Origin of the sequence: Chryseobacterium sp. JAH (genome assembly GCF_001507335.1) — a bacterium.
Classification (GTDB): Bacteria; Bacteroidota; Bacteroidia; order Flavobacteriales; family Weeksellaceae; genus Chryseobacterium.
The window spans coordinates 211234-227021 of sequence record NZ_LMAH01000001.1 but is presented as its reverse complement, the minus strand read 5'-3'; the positions used below and the strand labels follow the sequence as shown (position 1 = coordinate 227021).

Below are 15788 nucleotides of genomic sequence, written 5' to 3'. Positions count from 1 at the left end.
ATTTTTTTTCTCCCAGAATTGACTAAAAAAATCAATATTCGTTAATGAAGATTTTTTCAAAAATAGTTTTGCCCTTGACTGATCTCTGATTCAAGTTTATTTTATTGCTTACATCACAAGCTGCTTAACACCTCTAAAATGTTAGTATAAACCAAGTCTAATTCATTAGCGGTGATACAATAAGGAGGTACCAAATACATTACATTTCCCAAAGGGCGCATGATAATTCCTCTTTTTAAGAATTTATTATATAGAAGTTTTCCTATCTCATTAAAATAAGAAGTCTGTTCATTATTTTTAATTTCCCATGCCAAAATAGTTCCTATTTGTCGGACATTTTCAACCTGTGAATTTTGCTCTAAAATTTTAGAAAACTGAAAATGCTGTTGAGAAATACGCTTTATATTTTGTTGAGTTTCATCATTTAATAATAATTCCATACTTGCCAGAGCAGCAGTACAAGCCAAAGGATTTGCAGTAAAAGAATGTCCGTGAAATAATGTCATGTATTTTTCATCCGATAAAAAAGCATTGTAGATTTCATTAGAACAAGTTGTGATTCCCATAGGCATCGTACCGCCCGTTAAACCTTTAGAAAAACACATGATATCGGGTTTTTCTAACAGATAATTGGCCGCAAATAACCTTCCTGTACGTCCAAAACCGGTAAAAACTTCATCCTGAATCATTAAAATTTTCTGTTCGCGGCAGAATTTCATTAATTCATCCAAATCTTCAGCATCGTACATCAACATTCCCGCCGCACCTTGTACAAGTGGCTCAAAAATAAAACCTGCAATATCATCTCCATGATTTAGAATTTGATTTTTTAAGCTTTCCAGATTTTCAGAAGTCGGAGTGTCGATGAAAATAACTTCAAAGAGCATTTCACCGAAAGGCTTTGTCCATAAGCTTCTTCCACTCACCGACATTGCTCCGAAAGTGTCTCCATGGTATGCATTTTTAAAAGCTAACATTTTTGATTTCTTTTGACCTTGATTGTGAGCGAATTGAATGCACATTTTTAAAGCAACTTCCACTGCTGTAGAGCCATTATCGGAATAAAAGACTTTGTGCTGATTGGTGGGTAAGAGGTTTAGTAAATTTTCAGAAAGCTGTATGGCTGGTTCATGGGTAAAACCTGCAAAAATAACCTGTTCCAAGGTGTTTAACTGTTCTGAAACCTTTTTTGCAATGTATGGGTGAGCATGCCCGTGCAGAGTCACCCACCATGAAGAAACGGCGTCGATATATTTGTTTCCTCTATCATCATAAAGATAAACTCCCTTTCCTCGGGTAATGGGAATTACATTATCCGCTGTTTTCATTTGAGTGTAAGGATGCCAATTAACAGCTCTGTCTCTTTCTTGTAATTTCATTATTTTAGAAATTATACTATGCGTTAGTTTTCCAAGTTTCAAATTGATCCATCACTTTTTCTGCTTGTCTTTTCATTGGTTTTAACCCTAAAGTCTGCAGCATTTGCGTATCTTCAGAAACTCCCGGATTAGGTGTTACCAGTAATGTTTCTCTTTCTCCTGTAAAAATTGAATTTGCTCCGGCCATAAAGCACCAGCCCTGTTCAAATTCGGTCATTTCAATTCTTCCCGCACTCAGACGAACCATTGAAGAAGGCATTACGATTCTTGCAGTGGCAATCATCCTTACCATTTCCCAGGTATCTGTTTTTTTATTGTTTTCAAGCGGCGTTCCGGCTACTCTCGCCAATGCATTAATGGGAACAGATTCGGGATGTTTAGGCATTGTTGCTAAGGTAAGTAGCATTGAAATTCTGTCTGCGTGTGTTTCCCCTAGACCGATGATTCCACCCGAACAAACAGTAATTCCCGCTTTTCTTACTTTGCGTATTGTATTGATTCTGTTGTCAAAAGTTCTCGTAGAAATAATTTCGTCATAATATTGCTCTGAAGTATCCAGATTGTGATTGTAGGCGTATAAACCTGCCTCCTGAAGGCGGATTGCTTGTTCTTCGGTCAGCATTCCAAGGGTGCAGCAGACTTCAAGTCCGAGTTCATTGACCCCTTTTACCATATCAATCACACGGTCAAAATCACGGTTATTTCTCACCTCTCTCCATGCCGCAGCCATACAGAAACGGGATGAGCCGCTGTTTTTTGCTTTTTGGGCATGCTCAATCACTTTTTCCGTTGGAAGCAGAGCCTGAACTTTAATATTGGTATGATAGCGAGCAGCCTGTCCGCAGTAGGAGCAGTCTTCTGTACAGCCTCCTGTTTTTATTGAGAGCAATGTCGACATCTGTACTTCTTCGGGATTATGCCATTCGCGATGGACGGTTGCTGCCTTGTAAATAAGCTCAAGTAATGGTAAATTATAAATCTCCTCTATTTCTTCTTTTTTCCAATTATTTCTCAATTTTGTTCTATCCATTATCTTTTTTTTTTGTTACTTGTTTTGTAATACTTTCAATATTTACCCTTGTTAAATCTTCGATGTTTGGAATTCTTATGATTTCAGTTTCTGTTTGAATGTTTTTACATATAATTTGCTCTGTATCTATTGGGAAATCCCCATTAAGAATCAAATGTTTTAGATTAATTTTTCTTTGATTTATAGCTGTGATCGACAGTAAACTGTGATTGATACAGCCTAAATAATTTCTAACGACGAGGGCAACCGGAATGTCAAGTTTTTCTATTAAATCAATCATCAATTCATTATCAGATAACGGAACCATAAGACCTCCCGCACCTTCTATGATTAAATTATTCTGAGTTTCGGGAAGTGTAAAATCATTTATACTAATTGAAATTCCTTCTTCCGCCGCCGATTGGTGAGGCGAAGCCGCAAGTTTTAACCGATATGTTTCAGGATGAATCACCACATCTTCATCAAGCCAATTTCTAATTTTCATACTGTCTGAAAAATGTAAATCTCCTGACTGTACCGGTTTCCAGTAATCTGCTTTGAAATACTGAACTAAGATTGCTGAGCAAACAGTTTTCCCGACTTCCGTTCCTATTCCTGTTACGAATAATTTCATAGTACCTTATGCTTTTTAAATAAATTCTTTAATAATTCTTGTAAGCTTCATAATCTCTTTCTCTGTATTAAAACTGTGAATACAAATCCTGAGGCGTTCTGTTCCTTCTTTTACTGCAGGACTAAAAACAGCGTAGGTTAAAAATCCTTCATCTAATAAAGTTTGCTTTGTTCTTTTCAGTAGGTCATGATTGGAAATCAAGATTGACTGAATCGGGCTGTTTGCAGAAGAAAGCATTTTCAAATTTTGGTGACGAAAACTTTCAATATTATGCTGTAGTTTGATTCTTGCAGAATTGTTCATTTCTAAAAATTCATATCCCGTTTTTATACTTCTCCATTGAATATCCGGAGCCGAGGTTGTATAAATGAAAGGAGAAGCAAAATTGATCAGATAAGATTTAACCACATCATTAGTGAGAACCGCTGCTCCGTGTGAACCCAATGCTTTTCCATAAGTGATGACAGTTGCCAACACCTTTTTCTGAAGTTGAAACTTATCGACTAAACCATTCCCAAAAATCCCAAAAGAATGCGCTTCATCAACAATTAAAAAGGCATTGTATTTCTCAGCAACTGCAGCAATTTCTTCAATGGGTGCAAAGTCTCCATCCATCGAATAAAGACTTTCTATGGCGATGTATGATTTTCCGTTTTGGTTTTTTAAAATACGTTCGAGATCATCAACATGATTATGACTGAATTTTACTTTTTTAGCATGAGACATTTTGCATGCATCATGCACAGAACGGTGAATCTTCTCGTCAACTATAATTGTGTCATGCCTAGTCGGAAGCGTTGAGAATAATGCCAGATTAGCATTGTATCCTGAGGAAAAAAGAAGGGCGTCAGAATACTGATGTTTTTCTGCAATCAATTTTTCTGTCTTAACCACTTCGGAGCTATTTCCGCTAATCAACCTTGAACCAGTACTTCCCGAAAGTAAACAAGGATTTTTGATCACCTCTTTTAGTAATAAATTTTGCAACTCTTTATTTTGAGCAAACCCCAAATAATCATTAGAATAGAAATCTACACCCTCTACCTGGGGTTTTAGTAGCCTCAAAGTTCCATCTGTTTTTCTTTGTTCAAGGGTGTTTTGAAAATGACTAAACATGTTCGATTTTTACAACATCTTTGATGATTGAATTGATCCATTGGGTATGTAATTCGTTTTCAATTTGAAGAATATGATCGGCATGAGTTTTCCAATCTGTTGAAAAGTCATCCAGCTGATTAATCATTTCCTCCAAATGGCCTTCTTCTTCGAGAATGATAGATTTTACCATAATTTTTGAAGATGTTTTGGTAAGAATTTCCTGATAGACAGGATACAGCTCATCGGCACGAACTTCAATGGCATAGGTCACAAAAAGATATGCTGCGTATTTCAATTCATCTTTTGTAAGATTGAAATGGGTGTAAAGATATTTACATGCTCTGATGTCCAAAGAATGAAGATAATGACGTGTTGCAAAAGGTGCCAAAAGCTCCTCGTTTTCGTACGTTTTGCAAAGCTCTGAATCTATTTTTGAAATTTGTTTTTTGAGATAATAGGCATGTCGATGTTCTTCACAGGCATGCTTGAGCTGAATCAGATTAACTTTAGTAGGATGTTCACAAGCAGAAATCTTTCTGGCTCCTGCATTTTCCATAAAAGAAAGGGTATTAAGCCATTGGGCATGAGTGTGGTGATTCTGTACTATTTTCTCAAGAAGTTTGTAAAATTCCATTTTTTTGATTTGTGTCAAAAGTAGTATATTGCCGGATGGTTGAATAGTGCCAGTTTTCATATTATGAGTAGTCCGGTTGATTTTCCTTACGAGAGTTTCATTACAATTGATAGAAGTTCTGATATTTCTATGTATATGCAGATTTCAACTCAATTAATCAATGCTATTCAAAGAGGTGTTCTTCCATTCGGAACCAAGCTTCCCGGAACCAGAACTTTAAGTATCAATTTAAAAGTTCACAGAAATACCATTGTGGCCGTATATGATGAATTATTTTCTCAGGGTTGGGTTGAAAGCCTACCCAATAAAGGGACATTTGTTATCGGAAAGGAAAATGAGAAACCTGTAAATATTTTAAATTTCGAAAAGAAACAACTCGTTAATTACCCAACATCTACCGGTTTCACCTTTAAAACATCAAATATTCTTGACAATCCTTTTGAACATTCCAATTGCGAATTTGTTTTTGATGACGGAACTCCTGACGTTCGACTTACCCAGATAGATCATCATTCTAGAATTTACAGCTCCACACTGAAGCGAAAAGCGCACAAAGTAGGGCATTATAATAACGACGGCAGCGAGTTTTTTAAGAAAAACCTTTCACATTATTTAAATATATCAAGAGGGTTACCCATTTCAAAGAATAACGTCCTCATTACAAGAAGCACAGAAATGAGCATCTATATTGTTTCTGAAATTTTACTTTCGGCCGGAGATATTGTTTTGGTTGGTGAGTTAAGCTATTTTTCAGTGAATATGATTTTTCAGAAATCTAAAGTCAATATCCAGACAATACCTATTGACGATGAAGGGATAGATGTAGAAGAAGTAAGAAAAATATGCAAGAAACAGAAAATCAGAATGCTTTATCTTACACCACATCACCACTATCCTACCACTGTAACATTAAGCGTGCAACGAAGATTAGAATTACTGAAGCTTTCCCAAGAGTATGGATTTATCATCCTTGAAGATGATTACGATTATGATTTCAATTACGACAAAAGTCCTATTCTTCCTTTGGCGAGTGCCGACACCAATGGAATGGTCATTTATATCGGATCTTTTGGGAAATCTCTAGTCCCTGGTTTCAGAACGGGATTTATCGTTGCCCCTGAAAATTTGATGAATGAAATGCGAAAGTACTTAGGAATTATAGACCGCCAGGGTGATGTTCTTATGGAACATGTTTTGGGTGAAATGATAGCAGAAGGCGAAATCAACAGATACCTAAAAAAATCATTAAAAATATACAAGGAACGCAGAGATTATTTCACCATGCTTTTAGAACAGCGAATGGGTGATCACCTTGATTTTAAAAAACCTTCAGGAGGGTTGGCAGTGTGGATGAAATGGAAAAGTCCAGTGAATCTTTTGCAGCTAAGCCATAATTGTATTAAAGACAATCTTTTCATTCCAAAAACATTACTTTACCAAAATAAACATTTTACCGCCATGCGGTTAGGTTTCGGAAATTTAAGCATCGAAGAGATGGAAAAGAGTATTGATATTTTAGCTAAAAATATAAAATAAGATTAGATAATAAATTAAACTAATTGGTGTAGAAACCGTATAAAATAACAGAATCACAGATAAAAAAAACTCCCGAAAATTAATTTTTTCGGGAGTTTTAAATATATAAATTTAATTTATTTTTTCTTTAAAGCAGCAAATTTAAAGTAAGAAACTACGGCTAAAATTAGCATTGATGCTAGGCCTATGTATACCCAAGCCGGTACAGGAACTGGGTCACCTGCTGCGTAAGAGTGCAATCCGCTTAAGTAGTAGTTCACTCCAAAATAAGTCATCACCATTGAGCAGAATGCAAACATTGTTGCAACGTGGAATGCCCATCTGCTTCTCAATCCTGGAACCAATCTCATGTGCAGTACAAAAGCATAAACCATAATTGAAATAAATGCCCAAGTTTCTTTTGGATCCCAGCTCCAGTATCTTCCCCATGACTCATTAGCCCAAATTCCACCTAAAAAGTTTCCTACAGTAAGAGCGAAAAGACCCATCGTTAAAGACATTTCGGAAACGATTGCCAGTTCTTTCAATGTTGTATCGTTATGAATTTTAAATGCATTCTTATTTGAAATGATATAAAATACAAGTGAAATTACAGCGATAATCATCGAAAGTCCAAAGAAGCCATAACTTGAAGTAATAATTGCAACGTGTACAATCAACCAATACGACTTCAACACAGGAACCAGTGGGGTAATCTGAGGATCAAGGGCTGAACCTCCGTGAGCAAATCCCATCATGATTACAGCCACCATAAATCCAGCTGCGGGAATTAATGCATTAGAAGTATTTCCTTTACTGACTAATCTCATCGTGGCCGAAGCAGCTCGCTGCTCCAAATTTGGTTTCCCAAATCCGAAGTAGAACATTAATCCTGCAGAAATTCCGATCCATGAGATGAAGATAATTGCTTCATACCCGTTACTCCAGGGAGCGTGACCTGAAATAAACCATCTTGCAACAAGACCTAAGAAATGAAAGAAATACCCTACAACACCTGAATAGATAATTATTTTAATGATTTTATTCAAAAGTTTATTAGGCTTAAATAATTCAACAAAACCTAAAATCAGCAATAAACTCCCGATTATTGTATAGAAAATTAAAAGTTTGAAGTTAAGATTCACTTCATTCATGAAAACTTCCAAATCAACTTTAGTTTTAGAAGGAACTACGCTTTTGCCCCACTTCTGCTGATATGCCGAAAGCTTTGCTAATTCAGCATCAGCTTTGCTCCAGTCTCCTGTTTTCTGAGCCTGAAGAACTTCTGCGAAGTAAGGTCCCATTACCTGTTGAGATTCCTGATCCGGTTCCATTTTCTGATCAAGCCAAGAATGCCAAGTGTGATTTGGGTCATTTTTCACAGGAACAATTCTCATAAACTGTCCGCTGAAAAACTCGTTGAAAATCTGTACTCTTTCGTTTATTTTAATGACTTGCTTGTCGTATTCATTCTGTTCAGAAGCTTTTTTACGGAAAGCAAGATTGTAGTCTTCATCTAAAATATAAGTCAAGTTTCCGTTAGCATCCGCCGGGAAAAGACTCATCAGAGAAGTATAACCATCTTCGTTCGCTTTTGTTTTTCTTAAAAGTTCTTTCCCCCCTTTTGCATCAATTTTAATCATAGGAACCATCGTCCAGCTTGGAGTGTCTGTATTTACAGATAAAAACCATTGGTTTGCGGTAAGATATTTTCCGTCAGTCCCTCTGAAAGCATCTTTTTGATACAGTTTTCTTAGAACATCTAAAGCCTGTGTATTAATTGGAACAATTCTTCCTTCAATGTTCTGAACTAAAAGATATCCGAATTTATCTGCATGTTCTTTGCTGATTTTATTTCTTGCAATGATCTCGTCAGGAGAAATCAATTTCATTTTCGTTAACGGTACTGCTACAGAGTTCTGTTGTGAGCTTGCCTGTGGCTGAACTGATTGCGGAGCTGTTTCATGTGTGTGACCATCGCCTTCCACGTGCACGTGTTCTCTGCTTCCGTCTGTAGTTCCGTGAGTTTCAATTTTTTGAGCATTGAAACCGAAACTTAAAAACAATAATAAAACTGCTGCTGCTCGTTTTTTGTTAATGTCTTTCAGCATTTTATTTAATTTCCAGAAGTGAGTTCCTTTCCAGAAGAACATTACAAACATACCACCAAATAAAAATGCATATCCTATATATGAAATCAAAGTTCCCCAGAAATCATGATTTACAGATAAAACGGTTCCCATTCTGTCCGGTGAAAAACTCGACTGGAAGAAACGGTAACCTTTATAATTTAAAACATTATTCATATAAATTTTATACGCAGTCTGTTTGCCCTGATCGATAATTTTCACATGACTCTCATAAGCACTTGGAGATGAGCTTCCAGGATATGTTTCCATCACGAAGTCATCTAATTTTAAGGCGAAAGGAGTGTTGTAAATCTTAGGGCCAAATCCTACCATGATATTAAGATTGTCAATTGAAACCTGCTTGTATGCATTGGGATTTCCTCTTTCAACTGAGAGATCGACAATTTGTTTTGTTTTAGGACCTTGAAGTTCGATAGTCATTACATCTGGAACATTTTGGTCTTTCTTTCTATCTCCTTCAAAAGCTAACAATTTGCCTTTTCTCAGGCCTTCAGGCACTACTAATTTTAGTTCATTAATGGTATATAAACTTCTCAGAACTAAAGGTTGGAACTGATCTTTAACAGTCGTTCCTGTAGCTTGAGTTGCCATCGTCATGAAGTTGGCGTCAACGGGAGTTTTAATGAAAATCTGTCCATTTTCCTTTTTAAATTCAACTGCACCTTCAATAGCTCTGTTGAACGTTACCAAAGTACCATTGATTGATTTGGTTTCGCCCGGTTTGATATAAATATTTTGTCTTCCCGTTTCAGCAGTAGAAACCAAATGAAGATATTCTGTACCATTAGAATCAACAATCAGACTGTCTTTTTTTCTCTGAACATAATCTAATGTCTTAACCTTAACCTGTTTTCCGTGGAAATCATATGTTGCAGCAAAATTTTTGTGTAAAGGTGACATTAGGTAAGGCACATCCTGATAATTCAGAACATCACCCTTATCTTCAATCTGAATTTTAAAGAAATGTTTGTCAGTCACAATTTCATTAGAAGTCTCTCCTTCTCTGATCACCATTTGACCTTCAAAACTAATATATCTTGTGATTGCTCCCCCGATAAAAATGAGAATGAAAGCAAGGTGAAAAACCATAACAGGCCATTTTTCTCTTTTCCAAAGACGGTAACGTGAAATGTTTCCGATAAAATTGAGAATAAGAAGAACCATGATCAATTCAAACCATTTCGCTTCATAAATTAATGCTTTCGCTGTGGGCGTTCCATAGTCGTTTTCTAAAAATGTTGCGTATGCCATAGAAAAGGCATAAATTAACAAAAGAACAGCCATTGTTCTGGTTGAAATAAGAATATCTTGGATCTTCTTCATGATTTTTTTTACTTGACATGCAAAAATAAGGATGATAAAACGAAAGGGAGAGAAAAAAAGCTGTTTTTTGTCATTAGAGCACCATGAAAGCGTTATTTTGAATCATTCTTAATAACATTGTAAGCTTTGTTAAAAACTCAAATCATCTCTAAATCAGCTTAGAAAATCACCTTCGTTTTAATGAAAAAAAATAAACACAATATTAAAAAAACACTAAATTTGCCGGGATTGATATTATGGAAAAGAAAACACAAAAACCACAGACCGAGTCGCCTGAAAAAGGCAAGATTTTATCAAAACCGCGCATCTTTTTCGGATTAACGTTTATCGTTTTTTCAGGAGTTCTGGCGTTGTCATTTATTTCCTACTTAATGAATTGGAAATCAGATCAAAGTCAATCAGGAACAATGCTCGATAAAAGTATAAAGTCTTCCAATATTTTCGGGAAACTGGGTGATTGGCTTGGTAATATTTTTATTTTTGAAAGTATTGGCGTTGCATCATTTATAGTTGCCTTTCTTTTTGTGGTTTTCGGGACGATGATTTTAAAGAAAAAAATCTTCAAACCCTGGATGACTTTTGGGCATTCTTTATTTTTTATCTGCTGGCTCCCTATTTTTTTCGGGGCCATTACTAAAGGTCAAGGAAACGCAGGAGTGTTAAGCGGAGTGTATGGTTACCAAATTATGGATTCTCTGAATGCCATCATCGGAAGTGTTGGTCTTTGGCTCGTTTTGGTGGTAAGTATTGCTCTTTATTTTATTTTGGAATTTAATCTTCGCCCAAGTTCAATCAAATCAAAATTTAACGAAATAAACGAAAATACAATTGGCAGAGTAAAATCGATGATGCCGAATTCAAGTGAAAATTTTGAAGCGGATGAGGAATTAGAAAATGAAATTCAGGACTCATCATCAAACATAACCGTAACCGATCTTTCAGATCAACCAAATGTTCAGGATGCAGTAAAAGTGACAAAAGTTTCCAATGAAGCGCAATCTTCGTCAAACGTAGAAGCTATTGTAACACCTAATCAGACTTCATTTGAAGAGGTAATACGAGATCCTTCACCAACTGTTAGTTTAGATTTAAATACAAAACCTATCATACCAGTTGCAAAACCTGAAGATGCTTTTGATATCAAACCTTCATCAGACGGAATTAAATTTAATGTAGAAGTTGCACCGCCTGTAGAAATTTTGACTGATGCAGAATTGCATTCAAATGATCTGGTGGAGAAACACGGTTTGTATGACCACCGTTTGGATTTGGCTCAATTCCAAATGCCGACTTTAGATTTACTGAAAGATTACGGCAATGAAGAGATATCTGTTAATAAGGAAGAATTAGAAGAAAATAAAAATAAAATTGTTGGACTCCTAAAAAACTTCAACGTTGGAATTGCAGAAATCAAAGCGACTATTGGACCCACAGTTACTTTATATGAAATTGTACCGGAAGCAGGAATTAGAGTTTCTGCTATCAAAAAACTGCAGGATGATATTGCTCTGAATCTTTCAGCTTTAGGGATCAGAATTATCGCACCAATGCCTGGAAAAGGAACGATCGGAATTGAAGTTCCGAGAAAAAATCCTACGATGGTTTCTATGCGTTCGGTGATTGCTTCGCAGAAATTCCAAAATACCGACATGGATCTTCCGGTTGTGTTTGGAAAAACAATTTCGAATGAAGTTTTTATGGCTGATTTATCAAAAATGCCTCACCTTTTGATGGCAGGTTCTACAGGTCAGGGAAAATCAGTGGGTATTAATGCAATTCTTACTTCCCTACTCTATAAGAAACATCCAAGCGAATTGAAGTTTGTCATGGTAGATCCTAAAAAAGTGGAACTTTCATTATACTCAAAAATTGAAAGACATTATTTAGCTAAACTTCCTGACTCTGATGACGCGATTATAACAGATACGCATAAGGTCATCAATACCTTAAACTCTCTTTGCGTTGAAATGGATCAGCGATATGATTTACTTAAAAATGCTTTCTGTAAAAACTTAAAAGAGTACAACAAAAAATTCAGCGAAAGAAAATTAAATCCTGAAAACGGACACAGATACTTACCTTATATTGTTTTGGTAGTCGATGAGTTTGCAGATTTGATAATGACAGCAGGAAAAGAGGTTGAACTTCCTATTGCAAGATTGGCGCAGCTAGCTAGAGCTGTCGGAATTCACTTGATTGTTGCAACACAAAGACCATCAGTCAACGTAATTACGGGTATGATTAAAGCTAATTTCCCTGCGAGAGCGGCGTTTAGAGTAATTTCGAGTGTTGATTCAAGAACTATTCTGGATTCTCCGGGAGCAGATCAGCTGATCGGAAAAGGGGATATGCTTTATTTTAACGGAAATGAAATTTTAAGACTTCAATGTGCCTTCGTTGATACTCCTGAAGTTGAAAGATTAGCCGAATTTATTGGTGAACAGAAAGGATATGCTTCGGCATTTATGTTGCCTGAATACGTCAACGAAGAAGCGACAAGTTCTGTTGGATCTTTTGATCCAAATGAAAAAGATCAGTTATTTGATGAAGCAGCGAGAATTATTGTTTCTACACAGCAAGGTTCTACTTCAATGCTTCAGAGACAATTGAAATTGGGTTACAACAGAGCGGGAAGAATTATGGATCAGCTTGAGGCAAGCGGTATTGTTGGCGGATTTAACGGGGCAAAAGCCAGAGAGGTTTTGATCAGTGATTTAAATTCTTTGGAACAGTTTTTGGAAGACCTGCGAAGTTAAAAACGTACATTTTAACTTTTAATAGTAGAAACTGTCTAAGTAGTAGAAAAATTAGAAAAAAATGAAGAAAATAATTTCAAAAATAGTAATTGGAAGTTTTGTAGTGGGAAGTATGGCTTTCGTTCAGGCTCAGAAAATAGATGCCAAAGCGAAAAAAATACTGGATGATGTAACGGCTAATTATAAATCTAAAAAAAATTCTTATTTTAAATTTGCTTTCGGTAGCGGTGTAAATGGTGTTGTAAGTAAAAACGAACCTGGAATTTATTACACAGCAGGAGATAAATACAAACTGAAAATCATGGAAACGGAACAGATTTTCGATGGCAGCAAAATTTACAATATCAATACAGAAGATAAGGAAGTCACGGTAGCGAAACCTAATGAAAGCTCAACGATGTTCTCCCCTATTAACTATTTAACCTCATATAGAAATGATTACAACGTTTCGTACAATGGCAAAAAGACAGTTGATGGAGTAAGTGCAGATTTCATCAAGTTGACTCCAGTAAAAGCAAATGGTTTGAAATATATCTATATTTATATCGATGGGGCAAAAAAACAAATGCTGAAATTGGAGCAGCACGGTAATAACAAAGACATTGCGGTGATTTCTATTAAGGAGTATAAAGAAAATCAGCAATTGGACCCTAATATGTTTGTTTTTGATAAGAATAAATTTAAAAATTATCTTGTTACAGAATTATAATTCTAAATAAATATTAAAATTTAAAGTCACAAAGGAAACTTTGTGGCTTTTTCATTAATTTTGGCAAATGTTTAAACTACTAGACCGATACATCATTAAAACCTTTTTTGGTCCGTTTTTATTTATATTCAGCGTATTGTTTTTCATTTTTATTGTAAACATTATATGGATTCAGCTCGGGCAGTTTATGGGAAAGGGGCTTACCACGTTTCAGATCATGAAACTTCTTTTCTATCTGGGAGTAAGTGTCGTCAGTATGGTTTTACCTTTAACGATACTTTTGGCGAGTATCATGTCTTTCGGCGAATTGGGTGAAAGATATGAGCTTGCGGCCATGAAAGCCGCCGGTATATCTTTAACACGTGTCATGATGCCTCTTTTTGGAGTAGCAGCAGTGCTCGCTATATTACTTTATTTTTTCTCCAACAATATTATTCCGGATTTTCAGCGGAAAGCGAAGAATATGCTTTTCAATATTGCTCAGACTAAACCAGCCCTGAATTTTACGCCGGGTCAGTTTATTGATCAGATTCCTGGATACATGGTGAAATTTGATAAAATTGAAGGTGAAGACGGAAGAAATCTTGAAGGAATTTTCATTCATAAAAAAGCAAGTACTTTTGAAAATCAACAATCAATTGTAGCGAAAAAAGGGAAATTTGTGACACCTCCAAATAAAAATTATCTGCAGCTCGTTCTATATGACGGTTATGTTTTTGAAGACAGCTACGCAGGAAAAGCCGAGAATGTACGATTAAAACAACCTGATCAGGCAATAAAATTTGACACTCTGGTTTCGCATTTTGATGTTAGTGAAATTATCAATAAAGCTATTGAACAGGAGAGAATTACTGATGACTATCGCTTCCAGACATTCAATGAATTATATTCCACCATTGATAAAACAAGGAAAGATAATGCTAAATTGGCAACCAATGTAAGCACGGAGCTCATATCCCAAACCAATGCAGTAGTTAGTTATATGGATAAAAATAAATCTAAAGCTCCCATAAAACAACAGTATAAATTGGATACTATAAAAGTTGATAAAAAACTGGAGCTGATTTACAATGCACACAACAGACTAGATAATCTAAAATCATCGCTAGAATCTAAAGAATTGGAGCTCGATTCGAGCGTCAAATACTTTAGCAAAGTAGTTATCTATCAGCAGCGGATCATCTCCTACTCTTTTACATGTATCATTTTCTTTATGATCGGTGCAAGTTTGGGTTCCATTATCAGAAAAGGAGGAATGGGAGTTCCGGTAATTGTAGCAATCGTTATTTTCATTATATTTTATGTGATTAATGTCGGTTTTGAAAATGTTGCCTGGTCAGGGAAAATGAGTCCTTATCTCGCAGCGTGGCTTCCAAATATCATCTTATTCCCTTTCGGAGTTTTGATGACTTATAAAGCACTAACAGATTCTCAACTATTCGATTCTGAGAAATACAAAACGTTCTTTAAACCAATTACGAAACTTTTTGTAAAGAATAAAGAACATCAAAGATATCAGTAAATGTCAGTCCGGAGCTTGTCTCCGGATTTTTTTTTGTTATTTAATGAAGGTTTCTGGTATAATCTTTCTCAAAAAACATAGAATATTTACATTTCAAATAAAAATCTCATATTTATAGACTAATTTGAATGAAATTAATAATGAGAAAAATTTTACGGTTTGGCTGTTCAGTTTAATGACTACGACTGTCTACGCTCAAGAAGAAAATACAGATTACGAACTGAAGGCTGACGAAAAGTTTGGATATGTTATCGACAAAAGCGGAAAGAAAATCGAAGGAATTGTAAGGTTGGCGGCCAACGATATGAGTCCGTGGGTAAATCAGAAAAAAGCAAAATTTATTGCTGTTGCTGATATCGACAAATCAAAGAAAAAACAGAAATTCAAAACAGTGGATTCTGATGATCTGAAAGAATATGTTGCTTATGATGACAGTAATGTTGAGAGGCATTTTGAAGTTGTGAAATACACCAATACCAAAGAAGGTTTTAACACAGCAACCAGTGGATTGAGCGGTAACATCAAAGCCTTTAACAATCTTACCAAAAGCAATCAGTTTGCGGAAGTGGTGACAGACGGTAAAATTAAAGTATATAAACTCTACGGTTATCCCACGACTTTCTCTGCAGGCCAGAACCAGATCAACAAAGCCGATAAAGAAACCGAAAGAATGAGGAAAATCCTTCTTTTATTTATACTAAAAAAGGAAGTAAACTGAAGGAACTGACTTTGCAAGAATCTAAAATTATTACTGCAGACTGCAGCTATGTGAAAGAAAAAATCTGTAGTGGTGCATATGCATCGCTGAAAGAAGATGAGAAGAAAAGATCAGGCCTGGGAAAATTTATTAAAAATCGGATTGATGATGTAATGTCTCATGTTCCTCAGATTGTTGACGAAGTAATTTTAGATTATAATGAAAACTGTAAATAATCTTTATCCTTGAAAATTAATCAAGCAACTGCGTACGCAGTTGCTTTTTTTTATAAATAAATATTCTCATTGTAAATTTGCTGAAAGTGCCATAAACATTATATTTGCAAAATAAATTTATTCAAG

Annotated in this window: 12 protein-coding genes; 6 read left to right on the top strand and 6 right to left on the bottom strand. The window is 35.6% G+C overall.

Annotated features, from left to right (window positions below; all coding sequences use genetic code 11):
* Window positions 1–113: 113 nt before the first annotated feature.
* From bioA to AR685_RS01040, 5 genes are read right to left on the bottom strand one after another with little or no spacing between them, the layout of a single operon-like run.
* Window positions 114–1379, bottom strand: a complete 1266-nt coding sequence (gene bioA, locus AR685_RS01060; protein WP_059123462.1) for an adenosylmethionine--8-amino-7-oxononanoate transaminase — start codon at window positions 1377–1379, stop codon at window positions 114–116.
* A 16-nt stretch (window positions 1380–1395) separates the two neighbouring features.
* Window positions 1396–2409 (bottom strand): biotin synthase BioB, encoded by a 1014-nt coding sequence (bioB, locus tag AR685_RS01055; RefSeq protein ID WP_059123461.1) that lies wholly within the window; start codon window positions 2407–2409, stop codon window positions 1396–1398.
* Window positions 2402–3022: a dethiobiotin synthase gene (gene bioD / locus AR685_RS01050; RefSeq protein ID WP_059123460.1), complete on the bottom strand. Its 621-nt coding sequence runs from the start codon at window positions 3020–3022 to the stop codon at window positions 2402–2404. Before bioD ends, bioB begins: the two co-directional genes overlap by 8 nt.
* Before the next feature lie 15 nt (window positions 3023–3037).
* On the bottom strand, window positions 3038–4138 hold the full coding sequence (locus AR685_RS01045; protein WP_059123459.1) for an aminotransferase class I/II-fold pyridoxal phosphate-dependent enzyme: 1101 nt from the start codon (window positions 4136–4138) through the stop codon (window positions 3038–3040).
* The gene (locus AR685_RS01040; protein WP_047444011.1) at window positions 4131–4754 is read right to left on the bottom strand and encodes a hypothetical protein; all 624 of its coding nucleotides are present in this window, start codon (window positions 4752–4754) and stop codon (window positions 4131–4133) included. Before AR685_RS01040 ends, AR685_RS01045 begins: the two co-directional genes overlap by 8 nt.
* Window positions 4755–4817: 63 nt before the next feature.
* Here AR685_RS01040 and AR685_RS01035 point away from each other — a divergent pair, with 63 nt between their 5' ends.
* Entirely contained in the window at window positions 4818–6290 is a 1473-nt protein-coding gene (locus AR685_RS01035) for a PLP-dependent aminotransferase family protein (protein ID WP_047444010.1), read from the top strand.
* A 116-nt stretch (window positions 6291–6406) separates the two neighbouring features.
* Here AR685_RS01035 and ccsA read toward each other — a convergent pair whose 3' ends face one another.
* The gene (gene ccsA, locus AR685_RS01030) at window positions 6407–9742 is read right to left on the bottom strand and encodes a cytochrome c biogenesis protein (RefSeq protein WP_059123458.1); all 3336 of its coding nucleotides are present in this window, start codon (window positions 9740–9742) and stop codon (window positions 6407–6409) included.
* Window positions 9743–9978: 236 nt separating this feature from the next.
* Here ccsA and AR685_RS01025 point away from each other — a divergent pair, with 236 nt between their 5' ends.
* From AR685_RS01025 to AR685_RS01005, 5 genes are all read left to right on the top strand, one after another.
* Window positions 9979–12498 (top strand): FtsK/SpoIIIE family DNA translocase, encoded by a 2520-nt coding sequence (locus AR685_RS01025; protein WP_059123457.1) that lies wholly within the window; start codon window positions 9979–9981, stop codon window positions 12496–12498.
* A 61-nt stretch (window positions 12499–12559) separates the two neighbouring features.
* A complete protein-coding gene (locus tag AR685_RS01020) occupies window positions 12560–13207 on the top strand; it encodes a LolA family protein (RefSeq protein WP_047444007.1) in 648 nt (215 codons plus the stop codon).
* Between the two features lie 67 nt (window positions 13208–13274).
* A complete protein-coding gene (locus tag AR685_RS01015) occupies window positions 13275–14729 on the top strand; it encodes an LptF/LptG family permease (protein WP_047444006.1) in 1455 nt (484 codons plus the stop codon).
* A gap of 124 nt (window positions 14730–14853) precedes the next feature.
* Window positions 14854–15447, top strand: coding sequence for a hypothetical protein (locus AR685_RS01010; protein ID WP_059123456.1), 594 nt, complete (start codon window positions 14854–14856; stop codon window positions 15445–15447).
* An 11-nt stretch (window positions 15448–15458) separates the two neighbouring features.
* Window positions 15459–15662, top strand: a complete 204-nt coding sequence (locus tag AR685_RS01005) for a hypothetical protein (protein WP_059123455.1) — start codon at window positions 15459–15461, stop codon at window positions 15660–15662.
* Window positions 15663–15788 lie beyond the last annotated feature (126 nt).

Bases quoted from the DNA above. Each gene is read 5' to 3' on its own strand.
- AR685_RS01015 (WP_047444006.1), top strand. From the start codon at position 13,275: ATGTTTAAACTACTAGACCGATACATCATTAAAACCTTTTTTGGTCCG.
- AR685_RS01020 (WP_047444007.1), top strand. From the start codon at position 12,560: ATGAAGAAAATAATTTCAAAAATAGTAATTGGAAGTTTTGTAGTGGGA.
- AR685_RS01025 (WP_059123457.1), top strand. From the start codon at position 9,979: ATGGAAAAGAAAACACAAAAACCACAGACCGAGTCGCCTGAAAAAGGC.
- AR685_RS01040 (WP_047444011.1), bottom strand. From the start codon at position 4,754: ATGGAATTTTACAAACTTCTTGAGAAAATAGTACAGAATCACCACACT.
- bioB (WP_059123461.1), bottom strand. From the start codon at position 2,409: ATGGATAGAACAAAATTGAGAAATAATTGGAAAAAAGAAGAAATAGAG.
- bioD (WP_059123460.1), bottom strand. From the start codon at position 3,022: ATGAAATTATTCGTAACAGGAATAGGAACGGAAGTCGGGAAAACTGTT.
- AR685_RS01035 (WP_047444010.1), top strand. From the start codon at position 4,818: ATGAGTAGTCCGGTTGATTTTCCTTACGAGAGTTTCATTACAATTGAT.
- ccsA (WP_059123458.1), bottom strand. From the start codon at position 9,742: ATGAAGAAGATCCAAGATATTCTTATTTCAACCAGAACAATGGCTGTT.
- bioA (WP_059123462.1), bottom strand. From the start codon at position 1,379: ATGAAATTACAAGAAAGAGACAGAGCTGTTAATTGGCATCCTTACACT.
- AR685_RS01045 (WP_059123459.1), bottom strand. From the start codon at position 4,138: ATGTTTAGTCATTTTCAAAACACCCTTGAACAAAGAAAAACAGATGGA.